Here is a 24,654-nt window from a genome sequence, read left to right on the forward strand (position 1 = left end):
CAAAATGAGCGAGCTGTCGCTGAGCAAAATCCGCTTTCACACTGGCATCTGGGAAGGCCGGATCACCAATGCGCCGGACACCGGAGCCCGGCCTGATATTCAGGTGCGCTATTTGGATCAACTGGTCGACGGTGTGATGCTGAAAGAAGGCGGCACTGGCAGCGAGTGGAACTTGCAGGTTCTTGTGCCCAGTCACGCGGTGGCGGATGGCGTCCACAGTTTTGTCATTTATGACGCCGCCTCGGACCGCAAACTTGGTGATTTCACCCTGATTGCCGGAGAGGCGGCAGCCGATGACCTGCGGGCTGAGGTCACGCTTCTGCGCGCCGAGCTCGACATGCTGAAACGCGCCTTTCGCCGTCATTGTCTGGAAACCAACTAGCTCAGCGCCAGATAGGTCTGGGCAAGGGTTTGCATCGCCTGAACAAAGGGCTGCGGCCCATAGCTGCAGCGTGCCACACCGGCCCTGGCCACGGATTTGCGGGTCATTGCCTCTGTGCGCATCATCACATTGACCGGCAGCGGGCTGGCCTTGCAGATCTGGGCAATCAGCTCCAGATCCACCAGCCCCGGCACAAATAACCCACTGGCTCCCGCCGCAGCAAAGGCCCTGGCCCGCTGTATCGCCTCCTCCATCAGCTCAGCATGCCGGCTGGTGTCTTGCTGTTTCAGAAACAGATCCGTGCGCGCATTGATGAACAAATCGGCACTCGCGGCGCGGACGGCGCGCAGACGTTCAGATTGCTCTTCGATGCCATACAGCCCGGTGCCACCGACAATCTGATCCTCAAAATTGAGCCCCACAGCGCCAGCCGCCACGATCTGCGCGACATTGCCCGTCAGCGCTGCACCAGCCACCGCATAGCCACCTTCAAAATCGACACTCACCGGCACCTCGACGGTTTGTACGATCCGCTCGACAATCTGCACCAGCTGCGACAGTGGCAGCTGTTCTCCATCGCCGTAACCCTGTGCCCCGGCCACCGACCAGCTGCCTGTGGCGACCGCAACCGCACCCGCCTTGACCACCGCAGCGGCACTGCCCGCGTCCCAGATATTATACAGCACCAAAGGGTCTCCGGGCACATGCAGCGCTGCAAAATCCTGCGCCTTTTTGCTTTGTTCACTCACTTTGCGTCTCCATATCTTTGCTCAATCTCTATCAACCGCTGCTTGCGCCACAATCCGCCACCATATCCGGTCAGCGATCCATCCGCCGCAATCACCCGGTGACAGGGTACGATCAACGCCAACTGGTTGGCACCATTGGCCCGCGCCACCGCCCGCGCCGCCGAGGGTCGGCTAATGTCGCGCGCCAGTTGCGAATAGCTGCGGGTCTCACCGGCTGGAATAAGCTGCAGGGCGCCCCAGACCTGCTGCTCAAATGCGGTGCCATTCAGCGCCAGTGGCGTCGCGAAACACGCGCTATCCCCGCTGAAAAACCGGCCCAGCTCTTCGGCCACCTGTGCGGTTGGCTCCGGGCGACCAAAGCCAAGGCCACCGTTGCTGCTTTGCTGCAGCCTGGCCAGTTCTCGCGGCAGGGCCTTGCGGTCGATGAATTCCAGCAAGTGAAGCGCATGGCGACAGCTGACTGCGATCATCGAACCCAGCGGCGTCTCGATCCAATCGGCCAGCAGCAGGGCATCGCGGTTGAACTGTCCCGGCGATTGCCCGATCAACCGCGCAAAAGCGGCGCGAAAGGCACTGGCGGAATCAAAACCAGCGTCAATCTGCGCCGCAATAACCGGGTCGCCGGCGCTCAGCGCCGTGAAGCCCTGCCGCAGGCGGCGCTGGCGGGCCATTTCCAGAAAGGTCATGCCAAAGTGCCGTTTGAAACTGCGCCGCACGGTTGAGGCATCCAAACCCATGGCGCCGATATCATCCTCAGACCAGCGATATCCGGGACGGGCCTCAAGCGCCTGTAGCAAGCGATCAACAAGGGGATCGGCAGCGGCCATCGGGGCCAGCGGGTGACAGCGTTTGCAGGCCCGAAAGCCAGCGTCGATACAGGCCCCAACCGAGCCAAAGAACCGGCAGTTCTCGGGCTTGGGCTTGCGCGCGGGGCAGGTCAGCCGACAGAAAATACCCGTCGAGGTCACCCCGACATAGGCCCGCCCATCAAAGCGTTCATCCCGCGCCACCAGCGCGTCATACAGGGTGGTGAATTCTGGCAAATCAAACATCATGCCACAGTGATAGCCAATGCAGTGCCGACCCGTCGCCGGAAATCGGGCGTCGATGTAAATTGTGAAGTGAAATTTTGGACCGGCAGACAGAAAAGGCCGCCCCCAACGGGACGGCCCTGTTCTTTTAGCATTCTGTCCGGCTTATTTTGCCAGCGCTGACAGCCCTTTCAGCACATCAATGGCATAGGCCAGCTGATAATCGTCATCCCGCAGATCAGCCGCAGCTTCAGCCTTGGCGCGATCTTCTTCGATCTGGCGGATTTCGTCCTCGGACAGGCTGTCATTGTTCAGGCTGCCGCGAAGATCCGCTTCCGAGCGCATACGACGTGCGGTTGCCGCCTCGTCCTCTTCGGTATTCGGCCTGCGGCGTGGCTGTTCGACAATGATGTCAGGCGAAACACCCAGCGCCTGGATCGACCGGCCCGATGGGGTGTAATAGCGCGCTGTGGTCAGGCGCATGGCACCGTCTCCACGCAGCGGCATCACCGTCTGCACCGATCCCTTACCAAAACTCTTGGTGCCGACGATGATCGCGCGACGATGGTCCTGCAGGGCGCCGGCCACGATTTCAGAGGCCGAAGCCGATCCGCCATTGATCAGCACCACAATTGGCAGGCCTTCGGCCAGATCGCCAGGCGTGGCGTTAAACCGTTCGCCGTCTTCCGGGTTGCGACCCCGTGTCGAAACGATTTCGCCGCTCTCCAGGAACTCGTCCGAGACCCGGATTGCCTGGTTCAGCAGCCCACCCGGGTTGTTGCGCAGATCCAGCACCACGCCATTGACCTTATCAATACCGCCGGCCTCAGCAATCTGTTCTCTCAACCCGGAAATCAGGTTCGGCGTGGTCTGATCGTTGAAGGTGGAAATCCGCAGCACCACGGTCGAGCCCTCGGTGCGCGCCCGCACTGCTGTCAGCTTGATGGTGTCGCGGATAATCGACACGTCGAACGGCTCGTCCTCGCCTTCGCGCACCACGGTGATGATGATCTCGGAGCCCACCGGCCCACGCATCATATCCACCGCTTCATCCAGCGACAGGCCCAGCACGCTTTCGCCATCGACGTGGGTGATGAAATCGCCGGCTTCCATGCCAGCCTCATCCGCCGGGGTGCCATCCATCGGCGACACCACTTTGACAAAGCCCTCTTCCTGAGTGACCTCAATGCCCAAGCCGCCAAATTCGCCGCGCGTCTGCACCCGCATCTGCATCGCGTCATCGGGCGACAGATAGCTGGAGTGCGGATCAAGCGAGGCCAACATGCCGCCAATGGCCGCTTCGATCAGCTCGGTCTCATCGACCTCTTCCACGTATTGCACGCGGATGCGCTCAAAAATGTCACCAAACAGGTCCAACTGCTCATACACGGTAGCCGCGCGGGCGTCTTCCTGTGCCAGCAGCGGTCCCGCCACATAGGTGGTCGCCAGGATTCCTGCCAGCGTTCCGCCGACAGCTGCCATCGCAAACTTTTTCATATGCTTTTATCCATCCTTAGTCGGTACGGAACCAAATCTCAGGGTCCACGGGAGTATCATCCAGTCTAACTTCTATATAGAGCGTTTCTGTCCGGTCAGTTCCAGCCCCATCACCGCTTAGTGACAATATCGCACCGATTTCCGGTGTTGCGCCACCCATTAATCCGACAGGTGTCCCCTTGGGTATCACTTGCCCCGCCTCGCCAAAAACCTCGGCCAGTCCCGACAGCACAAACAACATGTCAGATTGCGGTTCAAGAATCACCACATTGCCCAGATCCAGCAGCGGCCCGCGATAGCGGATGGTTGCCGCGGTGGGAGAGGAGACCAGCGCCCGAGGTCGCGCCGCGATCAACAGGCCAGGGCGCGAAATACCAGCCGCATCCTGAGCTCCGAAACCGCGCAACACCAAGCCCTGCACCGGCAGCGGCACCTGGCCCCGCTGGGCGCTGATATCAGCACTGGTTTCGGCGATTTCACCCTCAACTATATTGGCAAGCCCACTGGCAAACCCCTGCAGGGTTTCAGTCGAGGCAATCAGGATCGAGGTGCGCACCGGATCATAGGCAAACCGGCGCGGCAGGTCGGTGCGGTCGGCAATCGCCGTCGACAGCTCGGCGCGCGCCCGTTGCACCCCTGCCAAACCGCTCTGCAGGGTGTCGGCGGCGTTTTGCTGCAGCAGGCGCAGGGTCTGCACCTCCTCCAGATCCCGTTTCAACACCTCGACACGAGCATGCAGTCCCGGGGTGACTTCGGCCAGCATCATCGCCGAACGGGCAGCGCCCAGCGGCCCCGAAGGATGCAGCAGCAGCACAGGCGGCGCCGAGGTCTCGATGGTCTGCAAAATCCCCAGCAGATCAGCCACCTCATCCTGGCGCGCCTGCAATTGCGCAACCAGCTGTGCCTCGCGCCGCGCCACCCGGCGCAACCCATCCCGCATCGCAGCCAAACCGGCCTCATAGGCGCGCACGGTTTCGGTCAGCGCCTTAACCCGGTCGCGCGCGCTGTCAGCCGCCTGCAACTGCAGGGTCGCCGCTTCCAGCTGCGTGCTGGCCGCGCGGGCCGCAGTGGCCGGATCCTCGGCGGCAACAGCCGCTTGCCCCAGCAGGCAGAGTAATAGAAAGACCGCGCGCCGCATCATTTCAGCAGGCTCTCACCGGTCATCTCCGCAGGCTGATCCAGCCCCATCAGCTCCAGCAGCGTCGGCGCCAGATCGGCCAGACGTCCGTCGCGCAATCTGGCCCCCGGCGGCCCGCCCACCAGAGCCAGCGGCACCAGGTTCAACGTATGAGCGGTATGCGGCTCACCGGTTTGCGGATTGACCATCACCTCGCAATTGCCGTGATCCGCGGTCACCAGCATCGCACCGCCAGCGTCTCGCAGCGCCGCAATGACCTGACCCAGACCCTGATCCACCGCCTCGCAGGCCTTTATCGCCGCCGCCAGATCGCCGGTATGCCCCACCATATCGGGGTTGGCGTAATTGGTTACGATCAAATCATAACCCGCCTCAATCGCCTCGACAAACTTGGCGGTGACTTCGGGGGCCGACATTTCCGGCTGCAGATCATAGGTCGCCACATCGGGTGATTTTGGCATAAAGCGGTCTTCGCCCAGCTCGGGCGCTTCCTTGCCGCCGTTCAGGAAAAAGGTGACATGCGGGTATTTCTCGGTCTCGGCCAGGCGGAACTGACGCAGCCCCTGTTTGGCCACCCATTGCCCCAGAGTATTGACGATCACCGCCTTGGGATAGGCCACGGTCATGTAGCTATTGTGATCATCCGAATATCCCACCATGCCCAATAAAGCCGCCAGTTTCGGCCGCCTGCCGGTGTCAAAGGCCTCAAACCTCGGCTGACCAATCGCCGCCAGGATCTCACGCGCGCGGTCGGCGCGGAAGTTGAGACAGAAAAACCCGTCGCCGTCCCGCGCCCCCGGGTACTCCCCCACCACCGAGGCCGAGATGAATTCATCTGTTTCAGACTGCTCATAAGACAGCGTCACCGCCGCCTTGGCATCCGCCACAAAACGGCCGCCGCCCTTGATCATCGCCGTATAGGCCTGACGGACCCGCGACCAGCGGTTGTCACGATCCATCGCATAATAGCGCCCGGTGACCGTGGCAATTTCAGCCCCCGCAGGCAGTGCCGCCTGCAGTGTGTCAAAATACCCAAGCGCCGATTTCGGCGCCACATCGCGGCCATCGGTCACCGCATGCAACCAGACCGGCACCCCCGCATCGGTGATCGCCTTTATCGCCGCCAGAATATGACTGATATGCCCATGCACCCCACCATCCGACACCAACCCCATCAGATGCGCAGCACCGCCGCTTGCCTGCAACTTGGCGATAAACGCCAGCAAAGCGGCGTTTTCAAAAAATGAGCCATCCTCGATCGCCAGATCAATCTGCCCCAGATCCATCGCCACCACCCGACCGGCGCCGATATTGGTATGACCCACTTCCGAGTTGCCCATCTGGCCACTGGGCAGACCAACGTCAGGACCATGGGTGATCAATCGCGCCTGCGGCCCCTGCGCCATCAACACATCAAAAACAGGGGTCTGCGCCAGATGCGGCGCATTGGCCACTTTGGATTCGCCACTGCCCCAGCCATCAAGAATACAGAGAACAACGGGTTTGGGCGTGGACATGTGGGGGCTCCGGAGCAGGGGTATTTGCTGCCTTTTACAACCTCCCAGCAAGCGGGGAAACCGTTGTTATTCTGCACCGCATCAACGCGGGCCACAGCAGAGGCTTCTTTTTGCTAAAAATACTCAAATCGCCGCCTCTCGCCCAGCGCTGGGTCCAGGGTTCTGCGGCGTCAGGTGATCCCGCAACAACGCCAGCGGATGCGCCCTGAGCGACAATCGCATGGCAACATAATCCTCCACCACTTCTTCCCCCAGCGACATCCTCGGCAGCATCGCAGCAGGCTCATCTATCGCCTCCCCCTCCAGCCCTCGGGCAAACAGCGGCAGTGGCTTGACCGAGGCAATCGCCTTGGCCGCCCACAGCGCCTCGCGACGTCTCAGCCCTAGGCCGGCAAAAGCATCCGCCTCGGCCAGCCGCTCAATCACCGCAGGGGCCAGCCCCGCCTTGCGCCAGACATCGTCAATCTCGGTGTAGCCATTGCCACGGGCTGCGGTCAGCCAGCTGGCGTCCTCTTCCCGCAATCCCTTGATCTGGCGCAACCCCAGCCGCAGCGCCAGCCCACCGCGCCCGTCCGGCTCCATCACATTGTCCCAGAAACTGGCGTTGATGCAGATCGGCTGCACCTCGACCCCGTGTTGCCGCGCATCGCGCACGATCTGCGCCGGGGCATAAAACCCCATCGGCTGCGCATTCAGCAGGGCGCAGGCAAAAATGCCGGGATGGTGACACTTGATCCAGGCGCTGGCATAGACCAGCAGCGCAAAACTGGCGGCATGGCTTTCGGGAAATCCGTACGAACCAAAACCCTCAATCTGGCTGAAACAACGCTCGGCAAACTCAGTCTCATACCCGTTGCGCGCCATGCCGCGCAGGAACAACGCCCGGAACTCGCTGACATTGCCGTGTTTCTTGAAGGTCGCCAGCGAGCGCCGCAACCGGTCGGCCTGTTCCGGGGTGAAGCCGGCACCAACAATGGCAATCTGCATCGCCTGTTCCTGAAACAGCGGCACCCCCAGCGTCTTGCGCAGCACATCGCCCAGCGCATCCGAGGGCAGGCTCACCGGCTCTTCACCGTTGCGGCGGCGGATATAGGGATGCACCATATCGCCCTGAATGGGTCCGGGCCGGATGATCGCCACCTCGATCACCAGATCATAGAATGTCCGCGGCTGCATGCGAGGCAGGAAATTCATCTGCGCCCGGCTCTCCACCTGAAACACCCCAATGCTGTCCGCCTTGCACAGCATATCATAAACCGCCGGATCCTCGGGCGGCAGGCTGGCCAGACTCCAGCTCTGGCGGTGATGGGTCTGGATCAGCTCAAACGCCTTGCGGATACAGGTCAGCATGCCCAGGCTCAGCACATCCACCTTGAGAATGCCCAGCGCGTCGATGTCGTCCTTATCCCAGCAGATCACCGTGCGCCCCTCCATGGTGGCGTTTTCAATCGGCACCAGCTCGTCCAGCCGACCATCGGTGATGATAAAGCCGCCCACATGCTGCGACAGATGACGCGGAAAACCGATGATCTGATAGACCAGATCCATGGTTTGGCGCAGACGGAGATCGCTGGCATCCAGCCCGATTTCCGCCATCCGCTGCGCCTCCAGCCCCTTGGCGCTGAAAAATCCCCAAAGCTGCGAGCTGAGCGCCGAAATGGTGTCCTCGCTCAGCCCCATGGCGCGGCCCACCTCGCGGATCGCCCGTTTGCCTCGGTAATGGATCACCGTGGCGCAGAGCCCGGCGCGGTGGCGGCCGTAGTGGTCATAGATATGCTGGATCACCTCCTCGCGCCGCTCGTGCTCAAAATCCACGTCGATGTCGGGCGGCTCGTCGCGGGCCTCGGAGACAAAGCGCTCAAACACCATGGTGCCGATCTCAGGGGAAACCGAGGTAACCCCCAGACAATAGCAAACAACCGAATTGGCCGCCGAGCCGCGCCCCTGACACAGGATGCCCCGGCCACGGGCAAAATGCACAATGTCGCGCACGGTCAGGAAATACGGTTCATAGCGCAGCTTGCCGATCAGGGTCAGCTCATGCTCCAGCATCGCCCGCACTTTGGCACTGACCCCGGCCGGGTAGCGCCAGGCCAGCCCCTCCAACGCCAGACGGCGCAGCCTCTCATCCGGAGCTTCACCATCAGCCGCTTCGCTGGGATACTCATAGCGCAGCTCATCCAGCGAAAAAGTCAGCTGCCCTGCCAGCACCCCGGCCCGGTCCACAGCGCCCTCATGACCGGCAAAGATCCGCCGCATCTCAGCCTCGGACCGCAGCCGCTGTTCACCATTGGCCAGCGCCGAGCGGCCCAATGCCTCGACCTTGATATGCAACCGGATCGCGCTCAGCACATCCGCCAGCCGCCGCCGCGCCCCGTGATGCATCCGCGGCGCAGCACTGGCCAGCGTGGGAATACCCAAATCAGTAGCCCAGGCCGTAATCTGTGCAAACCACGCGCCATCAGCGCCGTCATAAGCCGGAGCCATCAACAGATGCATCCGGTCCCCAAAGCAGCGCGTCAAACCGTCCATATGCGGCAACCACCCGCCCGCGCCGCCCTGCCGCCGCAGCGCTTGCGGTACCAGCAGCAGATGCAGGCCTTCGGAGAACTGCAGCAGGTCACATAAGTGCAGGGTGCAGCCCCCCTTAGCCGCCCTTAGCCGCCCGCGTGAGATCAGCCGGCACAGGTTGCCCCAGCCCACACGGGTTTTCGGCAAGGCGACGACAGGTGGTGCATCGGTGAACACCAGCTTTGCCGCCGGGATCAGCCGTGGCATATCATAGATCGGAAAGCTGGCCGGCCGAACCATGCCATCCGGACAGGGCGGCCCAATCGGATCATGGTCCTTATCCCAAGCCAGCCGCTCGCGCACCCGACGGGCAATATCGCGAGCCTCGGTATGGGCGCGCACGATACCACTAACCGAGTTCTCATCCGCAATCGCCAGCGCCGGGATCCCCAGCGCCAGCGCACGCTGAACATACTCCTCCGGGTGGGACGCCCCGGTGAGAAAGGTAAAGTTAGAGAGATTCGCAAATTCGGCAAACATACCTCACAGCATATTCCCGTTTTGTTCTCACTTCGAGTCCCCTCATATGCCAGCCGCACCGGGCCGCAGGCGCGGTGCCACGCCCAACGGGCGGAGCCCCGGTCAGGGGCGACAACGGGCGGGAGCCCCGCGTTGCAATGCGCAGGATACGGGTCGATCCAGATGTCTGAGTTCTGGCAAAGTCTGAACAACAAACGGAGACATCTCATGACCAAAATCACTGCCCTGCCCACCGACATCGTCCGCACCCTGCAAAATGGTGGGCTTGATACCCACGGCCAGCTTCCTGAGCACACACAATCAGATGGCGGTGGAAACCCCTGTCGTCATTGCCTGAATTACATTCCCCAAGGTGCCGGAATGCTGATCCTGGCCCACCGCCCATTTCCTGCGGCGCAACCCTATGCGGAAACCGGCCCAATCTTTCTTTGCGCGGATCCATGCGAACAACACAAAGGGGACCAGATGCCCGAGGTATTCACCCACTCGCCTGACTATTTGATCAAAGGCTACAGTCACGATGACCGCATCGTCTATGGCACCGGAGTTGTCATCACCAAAGAACAGATGATGCAGCAGGCTGAAGAGATTCTAAAGGACGAGCGGGTGAACTACATTCACATCCGGTCATCCCGCAACAATTGCTATCAGGCACGGGTCGACCGGGACTAAGAACACCTGTGTTTGCCAAAGACACTCCAGCTACAGTGGCAATTTTCAGCCCGCCAATCGTCTCGACTGGCGGGCGTCACCATCGGTGCACGCGGCACAGTGCCGTCCGAGAAGAACAGGCCAAGGAGTATTCACACCAGGGCCTGAACATGTCCGAGATCTCGCGACGATCTACCTAGCCACAACACGCCGTTCTGGCGTTGGTTGCACCGCAACATTCTGTCGATTTGGCGGACATTTTCCCCACTGCGGCGGGTTTGCACATGGCCCGGCCTTCGCTCAGCAATATGCTGGCCTGATCGCCATCAGACGTAAGAGATTCAACCTGATACCGGCGAAGTCCTTTGTTCTTCAACGCGAATTCGAAATACAATGGCGCGTCGCCCAGGCCGTGCAATTTGACTATGCTCTGGGCTGCGATGGAGGAAAACTTTCCGATACTCATATGATCGCCGTTTTGGCCATCCAGTAACTGAACATGTGTTTCCCGCCAGTCATCAATATTTCTGCCGCAATCAATACTGGTGATCGAGGTCTGTTTCAGTTCGGTTACGTGATACCCACCGCCGATCTCACCCTCTGCGGTCGCAAACACCAGCGACAGGTTCGCATCTTGGGTTTTCAGCACCTTCAGCATGTCGTTCAGCGTTGTCAGTCTATCAGTCATCGTGTATCCCTCCTTGTTATCTCAATATCTCAAGTATTATTGAAACAATGCCGTGTCAACGGACATTTCAACAAAGGTTGAACTATGAATGAAACTCAAGTCATCGACGCCCTGGGCGCCCTTGCTCAGGAAACGCGGCTGCGTATTCTCAGGTTTTTGGTCACCAAGGGTAGCGATGGGGCCTCGGCCGGAGAGATCGGCGAGGCCGTTGACGCTGCATCGTCCAGAGCGTCGTTTCACCTGTCGACCCTTGCCAAGGCCGGGCTGGTCACAGCCGAACGCAAGTCACGCCATATCATCTACCGTGTCAATTTTGACGCCATGGGCGGCATGGTTGGTTATCTGATCAACGACTGCTGTAACAACCATCAGGATGTGGTGGCCTGTTGTGGGATACCCAAAGACTGCTAACCTTTCAACGCAGCCCACATATTCGCAATCACCAAGATTCCCGGGACGAGGTCAGGGACAGAAACACGTCTTCCAGATCCGCCTCTTCCGTTTTTACATCCCGGATGGTGATACCGGCAGCCCGCACCGCCGCCAGCACCTGTTCAGCGCTGGTGGCGTTGCTGCCATAGCGCAGCACAACGGCACCATCACCGCGCAGCTCCGCCTCGATCCCCGCGCCTTGCGGCAGGGTCGAGACCGCGGTGTCGGGATGCACCACCATCGTCTTGGCATCCAATCGCCCGAGCAGGTTTTTGGTGCTGTCGCGCGCCACGACCTCGCCCTCGTTGATGATGGCGATCTCGTCGCACATCTCTTCGGCCTCTTCCAGGTAATGAGTGGTCAGAATGATCGTCATACCCTGTTCATTCAGCTTGCGGATATTGCTCCACAACATCTGGCGCAGCTCGATATCAACACCGGCGGTGGGCTCGTCCAGCACCAGGATATTCGGGTGATGCACCAGCGCTTTGCCCAGCAACAACCGCCGCCGCATACCACCCGACAGGGTGCGGGCATAGGCCTCGGCCTTATCCTCCAGCCCGATCATCGCCAAGATCTCGTCGCTGCGGCGCTCGGATTTGGGCACTCCGTACAGACCCGCCTGCACCTCCAACGCGCCGCGCGGGGTAAAGAACGGATCCAGATTCAACTCCTGCGGCATCACCCCGATCGAGGCGCGCGACTGGCGTGGATTGGCATCCTGATCAAAGCCCCAGATGGTCACCTTGCCCGAGGTTTTCAGCACCAGACCGGCCAGAATATTGATTATCGTCGACTTGCCGGCACCATTGGGGCCAAGCAGGCCAAACACCGAGCCACGCGGAATGCTCAGGTCGATACCTTTGAGCGCCTGTTTCTCGGGCTGCCCTTTGGCGCCCTTGTAGGTTTTGCGCAGACCTTCAATCCGGATCGCATCCTGTGTCATCGCAGCACCTGTCCCTGTTTTTACTCTGGCTCACAAAAGCCTCTAAGGGATAAGCATCAGGACCGCCAGCGACGACCATGAGAGCGCAGCGGATCATCCGCGAATCTATCCGCAGATCTGCGAGAACGCCGGCCGGGTCGAATACCGCGATTAAGGCCGCAGTTTTCTGGAAAACCCTCTGGGCTTCCTCTTGATAACCCGGGACCCAGTGGCGGCCATATCGTCCCACACGATGAGATCGCTTAGAAAAAACGCGATTACATCTTCCACAGCTCTAAGCGCTATGACCAGACCATAAACATAATGTTGAATGGTCAGATCAATGCCTACCTAGCCCTTGTCTACAAATTCTCGACAGTTCGCTCACAACCTAAAATACACGTGCGGTTTGAGGATCTTATCAATCCTGAAACATCCGAACAAACAGTCGATGGTCTTCTGGAATCGATGGGTCTGCACAGGCAAGGACCTGATTTAAAAACTGTTTTCGCGCTAGCCAAGGAAAGTCAGCAATCCCTCAAGCCACATGACACCGGGTTAAAGCGCGAAGTCGAACAGCGAATTTCACAGGCAATCTCCTATCAAGAGGTACAACAATATTTGGACTCCGACCTCACAATAAATTCAACCCCAGTCTCAATGGCGCCCGCTTAAGGAGCCATGCACCTGCCGTCGTCGCCTGGCGTCAAAAGCGGCAAGCAAAAGCGGTCTCCAGGCTCAGCTTTGCCGTAAACACCAATTGCCCTTGGCCCCCAGATAACCGATAACTCTGGAAACAGAACACGAACAGTTTCCCATAGGAGCGCACAGGCCATGAGCACGGAATTCGGCAAAGGCTGCCATCTGCATCTGATCGACGGCTCGGCCTTTATCTTTCGCGCCTATCACGCGCTGCCACCGCTGACACGCAAATCCGACGGGCTGCCAATCGGCGCCGTGGCCGGGTTCTGTAACATGCTGCAGCGCTATGTCGAGGGCAACACCGGCCCCGATGCCCCCACCCATGTGGCGGTGATCTTTGACCACAAGGGCAAGACCTTCCGCAACGACCTGTATGATCTTTACAAGGCCAACCGGCCACCAACCCCCGAGGATCTGCGCCCCCAGTTCCCGCTGACCCGCGACGCCACCCGCGCCTTTAACATCGCCTGCAAAGAGGTCGAAGGCTATGAGGCCGACGACATCATGGCCACTCTCGCCTGTCAGGCGCGTGACGCCGGTGGCCGCTGCACCATCATCAGCTCGGACAAGGATCTGATGCAGCTGGTCGGCGGCGGCGTGGAAATGCTGGACGCGATGAAGAACAAGCGCATCGACCGGGACGGGGTGATCGAGAAATTCGGGGTCGGCCCCGAACGGGTGGTGGACGTGCAGGCACTGGCTGGCGATAGCGTCGATAACGTTCCCGGCGCACCCGGCATCGGCATTAAAACCGCCGCCCTGCTGATCAACGAATACGGCGATCTGGAAAGCCTGCTGGACCGCGCCGCAGAGATCAAACAGCCCAAGCGCCGCCAGACCCTGATCGACAACCGCGCCCAGATCGAGATGTCCAAAACGCTGGTGCAGCTGGATTGCGAGATGCAGCTGGATTTCACCATTGGTGATCTTGAAGTGCGCGACCCCGAACCCGAGGTGCTGCTGGGCTTTCTCGCCGAGATGGAGTTCCGCACCCTGACCAAGCGGATGGCGGATCAACTGGGGCAAGAGCCCCCGGTGATCACCGAGCCAGCCGCCGTGGCCGCCGCGCCCATCGAGGCGGTGCCGTTTGACCGTGACGCCTATACCTGCGTGACCAGCGCCGAGGAATTACAGCCCTGGATCGACCGGATCCAGCAACGCGGTTGGGTGGCGGTGGACACCGAAACCACCGGGCTCGACTCGATGGTGGTTGATCTGGTTGGCATCTCTCTGTGCATTGAGCCGGGAGAGGCCTGCTATATCCCGCTGACCCACCGGGCCGCCGCCGCAGACGATCTGTTTGGTTCGGACGAGCTGGCCGAGGGGCAGATGCCGCTGGCCATAGCACTGGAAATGCTAAAGCCCGTTCTGCAAGACCCGGCGATCCTGAAGATCGGCCAGAACATGAAATATGACGCCAAGATCCTGCATCGCTATGGCGTGGATATTGCCCCCATCGACGATACCATGCTGATGTCATATGCGCTGCACGGCGGGCTGCACAATCACGGCATGGACACCCTGTCGGACCGCTATCTGGATCACACACCAATCCCAATCAAACCGCTGCTGGGTGCCGGTAAATCGGCGATCACCTTTGACAAAGTGCCGATCAGCGACGCGGTGCCCTATGCCGCCGAGGACGCCGATATAACCCTGCGGCTGTGGCAGCTGTTCAAGCCGAAATTGCATTTGTCCCAAGTCACCACCGTCTATGAAACCCTGGAACGACCACTGATTCCGGTGCTGGCCACAATGGAGATGCACGGCATCAAGGTCGACCGCGACACACTCAGCCGGATGTCCAACGCCTTTGCCCAAAAGATGGCCGGGCTTGAGGATGAAATCCATGCGCTTGCAGGTCGCCCCTTTAACGTCGGCAGCCCAAAGCAGCTGGGCGAGATCCTGTTTGACGAAATGGGCCTTGAGGGCGGCAAGAAGGGCAAGACCGGCGCCTATGCCACCGGCGCCGATATCCTCGAGGATCTGGCCGGCACTCACGACCTGCCCGCGCGGGTGCTGGACTGGCGCCAGCTGAGCAAGCTGAAATCCACCTACACCGATGCCCTGCAGGACCATATCAATGCGGACACCGGCCGGGTGCATACCTCGTATCTGCAGACCGGCGCCAACACCGGCCGTATGGCCTCAAGCGATCCCAACCTGCAAAACATCCCGGTGCGCTCTGAGGAGGGCCGCCGCATCCGCGAGGCCTTCATTGCCGAGCCGGGCAACGTGCTGCTGTCGCTCGACTATAGCCAGATCGAGCTGCGCATTCTGGCCCATGTGGCCGGCATCGACACGCTAAAACAGGCCTTTGCCGACGGGTTGGACATTCACGCCATGACCGCGAGCGAGATGTTCGGGGTGTCAATGGATGAGATGACCCCGGACATCCGCCGTCAGGCCAAGGCGATCAACTTTGGTGTCATCTATGGCATTTCCGGCTTTGGTCTGGCCCGCAACCTGCGCATCCCGAGGGCCGAGGCGCAGGGCTTTATCAACCGCTACTTTGAGCGCTTCCCCGGCATCCGCACCTATATGGACGCAACCGTCGAATTTGCCAAAGAGCACGGCTATGTGCAGACCCTGTTCGGGCGTCGTATCCACACGCCGGAAATTGCCGCCAAAGGCCCGCGTGCCGGTTTCGCCAAACGCGCCGCCATCAATGCGCCGATCCAGGGCACCGCCGCCGATGTGATCCGCCGCGCGATGATCCGCATGCCCGACGCCATCGCCCACCTGCCCGCCCGCATGCTGCTACAGGTCCACGATGAATTGCTGTTCGAGGTCCCCGAGGCGGCTGTCGAGGAAACCATTGCCACCGCAAAATCAGTAATGGAAAACGCCGCCGATCCGGCGGTGCATTTGGACGTGAAGCTCATCGTCGATGCCGGCCGTGGCGCCAATTGGGCCGAGGCACACTAAGCCAAGCCCCCTCAAAAACGGCGCCCTCCCGCGCCTGTCAGGTGAACAGGCTCCGCCAGTTGAACCTGACAGTCTTGGGCCGGGCGCCGCGCAAAGCGCGGCGCGGGTGGCGCCCGGCCCGCATGAAATGCTCCTGTGGAGCATTTCATGCCACGCCCAACGGGCGGAGCACCTCCGGCAGGAGGTCGAGGACGGACGGGAGACCGCCATGGGTCCGGCAGGTCGCTGCGGGTCAAACTCGCCATCGCAATTGCCAGCCGTGCCGCGCCACCGCATATGGGGTTTGCAGTTAGGTAATTCGGTCGGGACAGCAGCCGGTCCGGTGCCTGCTGATCACACTTCGCTCACGATTCGACGGGCTGGCGGACCAATTTGGCCACCAGTCGCCGCACCAAAGGTGCCACCACCAGCACCACCGCAAAGGCAACCGGCCAGCTGAAGCTCCAGGACGAGACCCAGGCATCAAACGCTTGCCCCGCAAAACCAAAATTTTTGATCGCCACAACAAAAGTGACAATACCGGACATGATACCGGACAGGATCAGGCCAAACAGGGTGGGGGCAAAACGGGCTGAAATCATGGATGAAGCTCTTTTAAAATTTCTGTCCTATCATACATGCAGCAATTGGAATGAAACCTCCAGTGCGCGCATGCAGGCCCCTGTGTTCAGCTCATTACGACATCCAGCCCAGGCTATCCTCGGTGCGCCGGGTTGATGGGGTGTATTCGGCGCTGACCCAGCCGCTATATCCGCTGGCGTCAAAGGCGGCAAACAGAGCGGCAAAATCCATCGGCCCGGTACCCGGTTCGCTGCGGGCAGGGGCCGCGCCGATTTGAACATGCCTGGCATGGGCCGAAAAACGATCCCAGACCTGGGCGGCATCGCCGTGAATCATCTGCGCGTGATAGGCATCAAACTGCAACCCGACATTGGCTCGGTCCACGGCCTCCAGCACCTCAATCGCCAGATTGTAGTCATCGAGAAAATACCCCGGCTGATCACCACTGTTGAGAGGTTCGATGGTAAATTGCTGCTGAGGCGCCCAATCCGCGGCCCATTGCAGATTGCGAATATAGGCCTGCTGCGCCTCGGCGCCCTTTTCATATCCGGCCATCACGTGGATCATCCCAGGACGCAGCAGCTCAGCATAGCGCAGCGACCTGCGGATATCGTGCTGAAACCGGCCTTCGCCGCCGGGAATGGCGGCATAGCCCGGCACGCCTCCGGTATAGTTCGGCGGCGGTGCGTTGATCAGCAGCAGCTCCAGACCATTGCTCATCAAAGCGCGCTGGGTTTCCTTGGCGGCGGTGTCATAAGGATACAGGATCTCCACCGCCTCAAACCCGGCGGCAGCGGCAGCCCGAAACCGGTCGAGATAGGGCAGCTCGGAAAACAGCAGCGAGATATTGGCCGCAAACTTGGGCATCAAAAACCTTCCCGGTTAAACTGGTCGACCCCAGAGGCGAGATCAGAGTTGATCGATTAGTGCCACAAGTTGATCCGATTGTGGCGCGTTCATTCTTTCAAATTGCGGATACTTGACGGCAGCCCCCTCACGCCTCGTCCAGATCCCTGGACGGGATCACCGGGAAAAACTGCCCCGACGACCACAGCCCGAACCAGCCCTGGTGATGGCTACCCAGCTCAACCAGGCGGTAGAAACTTTTGCGGTCGATCAGCGCCTCAAGGCCAGCGCGGATCAGTACATAGGGGGAGGGTTCGCCGGTCTGTGGGTCACGTTCCACACGGATGGGGTGGTCCTTCCCGGCAACCGCAGTGTCGCCAACATGGGTGAAAAAGCTGAGAACCTGCTCGGCGCCGCTGCCGGTGGCGTCAAAATCCACCGCAACAAAGGGCGCGTCATCGACGGTTATGCCAACCTTTTCCACCGGAGTGACCAGGAAATACTTGCCATCCTCGCGCTTAAGAATCGACGAGAACAGTTTGACCAGTTCAAAGCGGCCAATTGGGGTGCCCAGATAAAACCAGGTGCCATCCCGGGCGATCCGCATGTCCAGATCACCGCAGAAGGCTGGATTCCACAAGTGCACTGGCGGCATTCCGCCGCTCTTTGTGGATTTTATCGAGGCAGCAATCCCCTCGGCGGATGGGGTCACGTCATTTTGTCCACTCATTGCTTTTGCCATTTCTCTCCAGCACGATAGAGTACCACTATATATTGGCGACAAGGGGAATGTCATGTCCGAACCCGACGACCTGCTGACGGAAATCGAGGCTTTGCAAGAAAAGCTGCAACAGGCGCGGGATTCGATCACCCGGCAGTTCATCGGACAGGAGCGGGTGGTGGAGCTGGCGTTGTCGACCCTGTTGTGTGGCGGTCACGGATTGCTTATCGGGTTGCCCGGGCTGGGAAAAACCCTGCTGGTAGAGACCCTGGCGACGGTGATGGGGCTGGATGGTAACCGGATCCAGTTCACCCCCGACCTGATGCCGGCTGATATTCTGGGCTCCGAAGTGCTGGACACCGACGCCGACGGCCACCGGTCGTTCCGGTTTGTACCGGGTCCGGTGTTCTGCCAGTTGCTGATGGCAGATGAAATCAACCGTGCCAGTCCACGCACCCAGTCGGCGCTGCTGCAGGCGATGCAGGAGCACAGGGTGACGGTGGCGGGTGAAGACCGGCCACTGGGCACTCCGTTCCATGTGCTGGCCACCCAGAACCCGATTGAGCAAGAGGGCACCTATCCGCTGCCCGAGGCGCAATTGGATCGGTTTTTGCTGAAAATTGACGTGAATTATCCAACCCGTGACACCGAGCGGGATATTCTGCTGGCCACCACCGGCACCATCAACACCAAGGCCGTGCAGGTGTTCACGGGAGAAGACCTGATCGCCGCGCAGACCCTGTTGCGCCGGATGCCGGTTGGCGAATCGGTGATGGAACTGATCCTGGATCTGGTGCGCGCCTTTCGCCCCGATGAACCCGGCGTTTCTGAACAAGTGGCCCAGACCGTGGCCTGGGGCCCCGGCCCCCGCGCCGCGCAGGCGCTGATGCTGGCGGTCCGGGCACGGGCCTTGTTGCAGGGTCATCTGGTGCCCAGCGCCGAGGATGTGATTGATATGGCGCAGCCGGTGCTCAGCCACCGCATGGCGTTGAACTTTGCGGCCCGCGCCCGTGGCGACAGTTTGACTGAGCTGATCGCCAGCACCGCGGCCGAGCTCACCCGGACCCGGGCCGCCGCGTGACCTCTCCCCGCCTCTCCCAAGCCACCGGGCTCAGACGCCGCGCCGAAATTGAGGCCGGCAGCCTGCCGCCGTTGCTGGTGCAGGCCGAACAGTTGGCGGGCTCGGTATTGCTGGGAGAGCATGGCCGCAGGCGGGCCGGGATGGGCGATGATTTTTGGCAATACCGTCCGGCACAGCCCGGCGACAGCCGCAATATGATCGACCATCGCCGCTCGGCGCGCGGCGATCAGCAGTTCATCCGGGAACGCGAGTGGCAGATTGCCCAGACGGTGCATGTCTGGGTGGATCAGGGCGGCTCGATGCGCTTTGCCTCCAAACCCGATCTGCCGCAAAAGATCGACCGCGCCCGAAAACTGGCGCTGGCGGCCTCGATCCTGATGCTGCGCGGTGGTGAGCGGGTTGGCCTGACAGGCACCTCGCTGCCGCCGCGCAGTGGCAATATGCAGGTCCTGCGCATGGCCGAGGCGTTCAGCCTCAACGATGATACCGACTATGCGCCCCCCGAACATCACGCCATGATCCCCCATGCCCGCGGGTTGTTCATTTCCGATTTCCTTGGCCCCTTTGACGAATTGCAACTGGCGCTTAGCAAGGCCGCTGACCGTGGATTGCGCGGTGTTCTGCTACAAGTCCTCGATCCCAGCGAAGAGGAGTTTCCCTTTTCCGGCCGCACCCTGTTTGAGAGCGTCGGTGGCGGGCTCTGCCATGAAACGCTCAAGGCCTCGGCGCTGCGCGACCGCTATCTTGAACGGCTGGCCGAACGACGTGATGGGCTGGAAACCCTGTGCCGTGCCACCGGCTGGCAGATCGGGCTGCATCACACCGGAGACAGTGCGCAGGCGGCGCTGTTGTGGCTGTATCACGCATTAGAAAGAACCCGATAATGACACTGCTGGCTGGCATCGGTTTCACCACGCCCTGGCTGCTGCTGGGGTTGCTGGCGCTGCCCATCCTGTGGCTGCTGCTGCGCGCCGTGCCACCTGCACCGGTGCGTCGGGTGTTCCCGGCGGTCACCCTGCTGCTGGGGCTCAGCGACGACGAGAGCCTGTCAGACCGCACCCCGTGGTGGCTGTTGCTGCTGCGCATGCTGGCAGTTGCCGCGGCGATCATCGGCCTGTCGGGGCCGGTGCTGAACCCGGCGCCCTCAACCGCCGGACGCGGGTCGCTGCTGCTGGTTCTGGATGCCAGCTGGGTCGGCGCGAACGACTGGCGGCAGCGCCGCGAACAGATCACCAGCACGCTGACCGAGGCCGGCCGTGCCGGTCGCACCGTGGCGGTGCTGCGGCTGACCGCACCGGAGCCGCTGCAGTTCCAATCCGCCGATGTCTGGCGCAGCCGGGTGGCGGGGCTGGGACCGCAGCCGTGGCAGCCAAACCCGGACCAGATAGCCACCGCGCTGGATCACATAGCTGCGGTGGACGCAGGGTTTGACACCCTGTGGTTTGCCGATGGGCTGGAATACCCCGACCGGGATCAGCTGATCTCGGCCTTGCGGGCGCGCGGAGAGTTGCAGGTGCATCAGAGCAGTGCCAACAGGCTCGGACTACTGCCGGCTCAAGTCGCAGACGGCGCTATTGAGCTGACGGTGATTCGCAGCCACACCAGCGCCGAGCAGCAGGTCACCGTGCTGGCCCAGGGTGTTGATCCCGGTGGCACCATGCGGGTGCTGGCCTCGGCCAGTGTTGATTTTACCGCAGGCGCCGACAGGGCCAGTGCCAGGCTGATCCTGCCGTCGGAACTGCGCGCCCGGATCACCCGGTTTGAACTGCAGCGGATACGGTCCGCCGGCGCCGTGGCCCTGACTGATGACAGCCTGCGCCGCCGCGAAGTGGCGCTGATCTCGTCGCAGACCGACAACGAAGGTCTGGTGCTGTTGTCGCCAGTGCACTACCTGCGCCAGGCCTTGCAACCGACCGCTGAATTGTTCGAAGGCGGGCTGGGCGATCTGTTGCCAGCCAATCCGGATGTCATCATTCTGGCGGATGTGGCGCGACTGGCCCAAACCGAAGAAGAACAGCTGACCGAATGGGTCGAAAAGGGCGGCATGTTGCTGCGTTTTGCCGGCCCACGGCTGGCGGCCAGCGATATCTCACGCAGCGAAGAACACCCACTGATGCCGGTTCGGTTGCGCAGTGGCGGCCGCAGCCTGGGCGGCGCGATGAGCTGGGGTGAGCCCAAGACCCTGGCGCCGTTCCAGCAGGACTCGCCGTTTTATGGCCTGACCATCCCCGAAGAGGTCACCGTGAGTTCACAAGTGGTGGCGCAACCCGATCCCAGTCTGGCGGACCGGGTGATTGCCGAATTGGCCGATGGCACTCCGCTGGTCACCCGCAAACCGCTGGGTCAGGGGCAGGTGGTTCTGTTTCATGTGACCGCTAATGCCGAATGGACCAGCCTGCCGCTGTCTGGGTTGTTTGTCGATATGCTGGAGCGGCTGGCGGTCTCGACCGCCGCCAAGCCACCCGCCGCCGATGAACTGGAGGGCACGGTCTGGACGCCGATCAAGGTGCTGGACGGCTTTGGCCGCCTTAGCGAGGCCGACACCCTGTCCGGCGTTGACGGCCCAGATCTGATGGAGGCCCCAGTAGGCCCTGATTTGCGCCCCGGCCTGTATGACAGTGGCAGCCGCAAACTGGCGCGCAATGTTCTGCGGGCGGGCGACCAGCTGCAGCCTGCGATCTGGCCCCATGATGTGCCGGTGATCCACGCTGCTGCCTCTGCCGAACGCGCCTTGGGTGGCGCGCTGATCAGTTTGGCACTGGTGCTGCTGGCACTGGACGTTGCCGCCTCGCTGGCGCTGTCGGGGCTGATGCACCTGTCGCGCACCGCCGCCCTGGTGCTGGGTCTGGCTACGGCGGCTTGGCTTGGCCTGCCCCCCCATGCCGCCCTGGCGCAACAGGGCGAAAATCAGCTTGGCCTCAGCTCGGAACTGGCACTGGCGCATGTGCTGACTGGCGATGATCAGGTCGATGAAATCGCCCATAGCGGGCTGCGCGGGCTGTCCAATACGCTGTCTTTTCGCACCTCAATCGAGCCCTCCCTGCCGGTGGGGGTAGATCTGGAGCGCGATGAGCTGGCGTTTTATCCACTGCTGTATTGGCCGATCACGCCAGACCAGCCGCGCCCCTCGGCGGCAGCCTATACCCGGCTGAACGCCTATCTGCGCACGGGCGGCATGATCTTGTTCGACACCCGAGACGCCAATCTGGTGGGCGCCGGAGCCAGCAGTGCAAACGCCCGAAAATTGCAGCAACTGGCCCGGTCACTGGATATTCCTCCGCTGGAACCGCTGCCCGCCGACCATGTGCTGACGCGCGCCTTTTACCTGTTGCAGAACTTTCCCGGCCGTCACCAGCGTGGCGAGCTTTGGGTCGAAGCCGCCCCCGCCGACGCCGAGCATATCGAGGGCATGCCGTTCCGCAATCTCAACGATGGGGTGACGCCGGTGGTGATCGGCGGCAATGACTGGGGCGCCGCCTGGGCGGTGGACAACAATGGACGCCCCCGGTTGCCGGTGGGGCGTGGCTTTGCCGGCGAACGCCAGCGCGAGCTGGCCTATCGCTTTGGGGTCAATCTGGTGATGCATGTGCTGACCGGCAATTACAAATCCGATCAGGTCCATGTGCCTGCGCTGCTGGACAGGTTGGGCCAATGACACAGATTATTCTCTTTGATCCGCTGGTGCCCTGGGTACTGATCTGGGGGCTCGCGGCCCTGTCGCTGATCAGCATTGGCGTTGCCCTTTGGCGGCGCTTGTCCGGCTGGGCCTTGCGGGGGTTGGCGGCGCTGGTGCTGATCGCCGCCCTGTGCGGGCCCGTCTATCAGGTCGAAGACCGGGCACCGCTGAGCGACATCGTACTGGTGGTGGCGGATGAAACCGCCAGCAACCAGCTATCCGACCGCCCGACCCAGATGGCAGCGGCCAAAGCGGCTCTTGCCAGCCAGCTGGCAGATCGCCCCAACACCGAGACCCGCTGGATAACGCTTGGCGATGGCGAAGGCGACACCGGCTCGCAACTGATGGGGGCAATCGCCGCGGCACTGGCCGAAGAGCCGCGCGCCCGGATTGCCGGCATTATCGCGCTGTCGGATGGTCAGGTCCACGATATCCAAGACGCGCCTGACCTGCCGGCCCCGCTGCATCTGTTGGCGACCGGCAAAGAGACCGACTGGGACCGCCGCCTGATCCTGCGCAATGCCCCCGGCTTTGCCATTATCGGTGAACCGGTGACCCTGACACTGCGCATTGAGGATCAGGGCGCAGTGCCGGACAACAACTTGCTGGCCGCGCTGGAGATATCGATCGACGGCGCAACCCCGCAACGGTTCTCACTTCCCATCGGCACCGATATCGACCTGCCGCTGACTTTGCCGCACGGCGGACGCAATGTGATCCAGTTCACCGTGCCCACCGAACAGGGCGAGCTGACCGGCCGCAACAACACCGCGCTGGTGCAGATCAACGGCGTACGGGACCGGTTGCGGGTGCTGCTGGTCTCGGGCGAGCCACACCCCGGCAGCCGCACCTGGCGCAACCTGCTGAAATCCGACAGCGCGGTGGATCTGGTCCATTTCACCATCCTGCGGCCGCCGGAAAAGCAGGACGGGGTGCCGGTGGACGAGCTGTCGCTGATCGCCTTTCCCACCCGTGAGTTGTTTTTGGAAAAGATCGACGATTTTGACCTGATCATCTTTGACCGCTATCAGCGGCGCGGCATTTTACCGGCGATCTATCTGGATAATGTGGCCAATTATGTAACCAACGGCGGCGCTGTTCTTGTCGCCGCAGGGCCGGATTTTGCCACCGCCGACAGTATTTACCGCTCGCCCCTGTCAATGGTTCTGCCCGCGCGCCCGACAGCCCGGGTGATCGAAGATCCCTATCAGCCTGTGGTCACCGAGCTTGGGAAACGACACCCGGTCACCGCCGATCTGGGCGACGCCGCAAACTGGGGGCGATGGCTGCGCCAAATCGAGGTGGACCAACCGCAAGGCCATACCCTGATGTCTGGCATCGAGGATCGCCCGCTGCTGGTGCTGAACCGGGTTGGCGAGGGCCGTGTGGCGCTGCTGACCTCGGATCACGCCTGGCTGTGGAGCCGGGGCTATGAGGGCGGCGGCCCGCAACTGGAGCTGCTGCGTCGGCTGGCCCATTGGATGATGAAAGAGCCTGAATTGGAAGAGCAGGCCCTTTGGGCCGAGGCCAACGGCCAGAGGATGCGTATCCGGCGCCGCAGCCTGGACGATTCGGTCGGCAAGGTCACCGTCACCCACCCCGATGGCAGCACCGTAGATCTGGACTTGACCGAAACCGGTCCGGGACAATGGGAAACCCAGTATGACGGCCCCGAGATCGGCCTCTACCGCCTGACCGAAGGCGCGCTGACAGCCGTCATCGGCCTCGGCCCTGCCGCCCCGCGTGAATTCGAGGAAACCATTGCCACCCTGCAGATCCTGCACCCGGTGATCAAACCCTCAGGTGGCGGGTTGCTGCCCCTGCAGGACGGATTGCCCGTTCTGAGGAACGTCCGCGCCGGGCGCCCGGCGGCAGGCCGCGGCTGGATCGGCCTGACGCCGCGCAAGGCCTACGAAACCCTGTCGGTGGTGCAAAGCCAATTGCTGCCGCCCTGGCTGCTGTTGCTGCTGTCCAGCTTTTTCATCGCCCTTGGATGGATCCGAGAGGGACGGCGTTAACTTTGGTCCTGACCAACTGCGCTCAGTGACCTGCATCCCAAGGCTCCCGCCCGTCGTTGA

The 24,654-nt window shown here is 61.7% G+C and carries 19 protein-coding genes; 8 read left to right on the forward strand and 11 right to left on the reverse strand.

Annotation, left to right across the window (positions count from 1 at the left end; genetic code table 11):
- The first annotated feature begins 4 nt into the window (after window positions 1-4).
- Window positions 5-382, forward strand: coding sequence for a hypothetical protein (locus tag QPJ95_RS06880; RefSeq protein WP_270917632.1), 378 nt, complete (start codon window positions 5-7; stop codon window positions 380-382).
- Here QPJ95_RS06880 and QPJ95_RS06885 read toward each other — a convergent pair.
- The 6 genes from QPJ95_RS06885 to QPJ95_RS06910 form a co-directional block, all read right to left on the reverse strand.
- Window positions 379-1,131, reverse strand: coding sequence for an isocitrate lyase/PEP mutase family protein (locus tag QPJ95_RS06885; RefSeq protein ID WP_270917631.1), 753 nt, complete (start codon window positions 1,129-1,131; stop codon window positions 379-381). The genes QPJ95_RS06880 and QPJ95_RS06885 overlap by 4 nt on opposite strands.
- Window positions 1,128-2,186, reverse strand: coding sequence for a bifunctional transcriptional activator/DNA repair enzyme AdaA (locus tag QPJ95_RS06890; protein ID WP_270917630.1), 1,059 nt, complete (start codon window positions 2,184-2,186; stop codon window positions 1,128-1,130). Before QPJ95_RS06890 ends, QPJ95_RS06885 begins: the two co-directional genes overlap by 4 nt.
- A gap of 141 nt (window positions 2,187-2,327) precedes the next feature.
- Complete coding sequence (locus tag QPJ95_RS06895) at window positions 2,328-3,659, reverse strand: S41 family peptidase (RefSeq protein WP_270917629.1); 1,332 nt, start codon at window positions 3,657-3,659, stop codon at window positions 2,328-2,330.
- Window positions 3,660-3,675: 16 nt separating this feature from the next.
- Window positions 3,676-4,800 carry a murein hydrolase activator EnvC family protein gene (locus QPJ95_RS06900; protein ID WP_270917628.1) on the reverse strand — a complete coding sequence of 375 codons (1,125 nt, stop codon included), beginning with the start codon at window positions 4,798-4,800 and terminating at the stop codon, window positions 3,676-3,678.
- Window positions 4,797-6,314 carry a 2,3-bisphosphoglycerate-independent phosphoglycerate mutase gene (gpmI, locus tag QPJ95_RS06905; protein WP_270917627.1) on the reverse strand — a complete coding sequence of 506 codons (1,518 nt, stop codon included), beginning with the start codon at window positions 6,312-6,314 and terminating at the stop codon, window positions 4,797-4,799. The genes QPJ95_RS06900 and gpmI overlap by 4 nt, the downstream gene beginning before the upstream one ends.
- 123 nt (window positions 6,315-6,437) lie before the next feature.
- On the reverse strand, window positions 6,438-9,365 hold the full coding sequence (locus tag QPJ95_RS06910; RefSeq protein ID WP_270917626.1) for an error-prone DNA polymerase: 2,928 nt from the start codon (window positions 9,363-9,365) through the stop codon (window positions 6,438-6,440).
- A gap of 207 nt (window positions 9,366-9,572) precedes the next feature.
- On the opposite strand from QPJ95_RS06910, the gene QPJ95_RS06915 reads away from it, so the two are divergent.
- On the forward strand, window positions 9,573-10,037 hold the full coding sequence (locus QPJ95_RS06915) for a DUF1203 domain-containing protein (RefSeq protein WP_270917625.1): 465 nt from the start codon (window positions 9,573-9,575) through the stop codon (window positions 10,035-10,037).
- A gap of 175 nt (window positions 10,038-10,212) precedes the next feature.
- Here the strand turns inward: QPJ95_RS06915 and QPJ95_RS06920 are convergent, their stop codons facing one another.
- Window positions 10,213-10,704, reverse strand: coding sequence for a DUF6428 family protein (locus QPJ95_RS06920; protein ID WP_270917624.1), 492 nt, complete (start codon window positions 10,702-10,704; stop codon window positions 10,213-10,215).
- A gap of 84 nt (window positions 10,705-10,788) precedes the next feature.
- Here QPJ95_RS06920 and QPJ95_RS06925 point away from each other — a divergent pair, with 84 nt between their 5' ends.
- Window positions 10,789-11,115 carry an ArsR/SmtB family transcription factor gene (locus tag QPJ95_RS06925; RefSeq protein ID WP_270917623.1) on the forward strand — a complete coding sequence of 109 codons (327 nt, stop codon included), beginning with the start codon at window positions 10,789-10,791 and terminating at the stop codon, window positions 11,113-11,115.
- Between the two features lie 28 nt (window positions 11,116-11,143).
- On the opposite strand, the gene QPJ95_RS06930 is transcribed toward QPJ95_RS06925, so the two are convergent.
- Window positions 11,144-12,082, reverse strand: coding sequence for an ABC transporter ATP-binding protein (locus tag QPJ95_RS06930; protein WP_270917622.1), 939 nt, complete (start codon window positions 12,080-12,082; stop codon window positions 11,144-11,146).
- 813 nt (window positions 12,083-12,895) lie between these two features.
- Here QPJ95_RS06930 and polA point away from each other — a divergent pair.
- The gene (polA, locus tag QPJ95_RS06935; RefSeq protein ID WP_270917621.1) at window positions 12,896-15,691 is read left to right on the forward strand and encodes a DNA polymerase I; all 2,796 of its coding nucleotides are present in this window, start codon (window positions 12,896-12,898) and stop codon (window positions 15,689-15,691) included.
- A 344-nt stretch (window positions 15,692-16,035) separates the two neighbouring features.
- Here the strand turns inward: polA and QPJ95_RS06940 are convergent, their stop codons facing one another.
- From QPJ95_RS06940 to QPJ95_RS06950, 3 genes are all read right to left on the reverse strand, one after another.
- The gene (locus tag QPJ95_RS06940; RefSeq protein ID WP_270917620.1) at window positions 16,036-16,272 is read right to left on the reverse strand and encodes a DUF2798 domain-containing protein; all 237 of its coding nucleotides are present in this window, start codon (window positions 16,270-16,272) and stop codon (window positions 16,036-16,038) included.
- A 94-nt stretch (window positions 16,273-16,366) separates the two neighbouring features.
- A complete protein-coding gene (locus QPJ95_RS06945; protein ID WP_270917619.1) occupies window positions 16,367-17,119 on the reverse strand; it encodes a hydroxypyruvate isomerase family protein in 753 nt (250 codons plus the stop codon).
- Between the two features lie 127 nt (window positions 17,120-17,246).
- Window positions 17,247-17,828: a DUF1285 domain-containing protein gene (locus QPJ95_RS06950; RefSeq protein ID WP_270917618.1), complete on the reverse strand. Its 582-nt coding sequence runs from the start codon at window positions 17,826-17,828 to the stop codon at window positions 17,247-17,249.
- Window positions 17,829-17,892: 64 nt separating this feature from the next.
- Here QPJ95_RS06950 and QPJ95_RS06955 point away from each other — a divergent pair, with 64 nt between their 5' ends.
- From QPJ95_RS06955 to QPJ95_RS06970, 4 genes are read left to right on the forward strand one after another with little or no spacing between them, the layout of a single operon-like run.
- The gene (locus QPJ95_RS06955) at window positions 17,893-18,900 is read left to right on the forward strand and encodes an AAA family ATPase (RefSeq protein WP_270917617.1); all 1,008 of its coding nucleotides are present in this window, start codon (window positions 17,893-17,895) and stop codon (window positions 18,898-18,900) included.
- Window positions 18,897-19,784, forward strand: coding sequence for a DUF58 domain-containing protein (locus QPJ95_RS06960; protein WP_270917616.1), 888 nt, complete (start codon window positions 18,897-18,899; stop codon window positions 19,782-19,784). The genes QPJ95_RS06955 and QPJ95_RS06960 overlap by 4 nt, the downstream gene beginning before the upstream one ends.
- Window positions 19,784-22,555 (forward strand): DUF4159 domain-containing protein, encoded by a 2,772-nt coding sequence (locus tag QPJ95_RS06965; RefSeq protein ID WP_270917615.1) that lies wholly within the window; start codon window positions 19,784-19,786, stop codon window positions 22,553-22,555. Before QPJ95_RS06960 ends, QPJ95_RS06965 begins: the two co-directional genes overlap by 1 nt.
- Window positions 22,552-24,594, forward strand: a complete 2,043-nt coding sequence (locus tag QPJ95_RS06970; protein WP_270917614.1) for a hypothetical protein — start codon at window positions 22,552-22,554, stop codon at window positions 24,592-24,594. Before QPJ95_RS06965 ends, QPJ95_RS06970 begins: the two co-directional genes overlap by 4 nt.
- Window positions 24,595-24,654 lie beyond the last annotated feature (60 nt).

Source organism: Parasedimentitalea psychrophila, assembly GCF_030285785.1.
Lineage (GTDB): Bacteria > Pseudomonadota > Alphaproteobacteria > Rhodobacterales > Rhodobacteraceae > Parasedimentitalea > Parasedimentitalea psychrophila.

Excerpts from the sequence above, each read along its gene's own strand:
- QPJ95_RS06900 (WP_270917628.1), bottom strand. The coding sequence starts at position 4,800 with ATGATGCGGCGCGCGGTCTTTCTATTACTCTGCCTGCTGGGGCAAGCG.
- QPJ95_RS06940 (WP_270917620.1), bottom strand. The coding sequence starts at position 16,272 with ATGATTTCAGCCCGTTTTGCCCCCACCCTGTTTGGCCTGATCCTGTCC.
- QPJ95_RS06965 (WP_270917615.1), top strand. The coding sequence starts at position 19,784 with ATGACACTGCTGGCTGGCATCGGTTTCACCACGCCCTGGCTGCTGCTG.
- QPJ95_RS06880 (WP_270917632.1), top strand. The coding sequence starts at position 5 with ATGAGCGAGCTGTCGCTGAGCAAAATCCGCTTTCACACTGGCATCTGG.
- QPJ95_RS06930 (WP_270917622.1), bottom strand. The coding sequence starts at position 12,082 with ATGACACAGGATGCGATCCGGATTGAAGGTCTGCGCAAAACCTACAAG.
- QPJ95_RS06945 (WP_270917619.1), bottom strand. The coding sequence starts at position 17,119 with ATGCCCAAGTTTGCGGCCAATATCTCGCTGCTGTTTTCCGAGCTGCCC.
- QPJ95_RS06950 (WP_270917618.1), bottom strand. The coding sequence starts at position 17,828 with ATGAGTGGACAAAATGACGTGACCCCATCCGCCGAGGGGATTGCTGCC.
- QPJ95_RS06955 (WP_270917617.1), top strand. The coding sequence starts at position 17,893 with ATGTCCGAACCCGACGACCTGCTGACGGAAATCGAGGCTTTGCAAGAA.
- QPJ95_RS06925 (WP_270917623.1), top strand. The coding sequence starts at position 10,789 with ATGAATGAAACTCAAGTCATCGACGCCCTGGGCGCCCTTGCTCAGGAA.
- QPJ95_RS06920 (WP_270917624.1), bottom strand. The coding sequence starts at position 10,704 with ATGACTGATAGACTGACAACGCTGAACGACATGCTGAAGGTGCTGAAA.
- QPJ95_RS06915 (WP_270917625.1), top strand. The coding sequence starts at position 9,573 with ATGACCAAAATCACTGCCCTGCCCACCGACATCGTCCGCACCCTGCAA.
- QPJ95_RS06895 (WP_270917629.1), bottom strand. The coding sequence starts at position 3,659 with ATGAAAAAGTTTGCGATGGCAGCTGTCGGCGGAACGCTGGCAGGAATC.
- gpmI (WP_270917627.1), bottom strand. The coding sequence starts at position 6,314 with ATGTCCACGCCCAAACCCGTTGTTCTCTGTATTCTTGATGGCTGGGGC.
- QPJ95_RS06970 (WP_270917614.1), top strand. The coding sequence starts at position 22,552 with ATGACACAGATTATTCTCTTTGATCCGCTGGTGCCCTGGGTACTGATC.
- QPJ95_RS06910 (WP_270917626.1), bottom strand. The coding sequence starts at position 9,365 with ATGTTTGCCGAATTTGCGAATCTCTCTAACTTTACCTTTCTCACCGGG.
- QPJ95_RS06890 (WP_270917630.1), bottom strand. The coding sequence starts at position 2,186 with ATGATGTTTGATTTGCCAGAATTCACCACCCTGTATGACGCGCTGGTG.
- polA (WP_270917621.1), top strand. The coding sequence starts at position 12,896 with ATGAGCACGGAATTCGGCAAAGGCTGCCATCTGCATCTGATCGACGGC.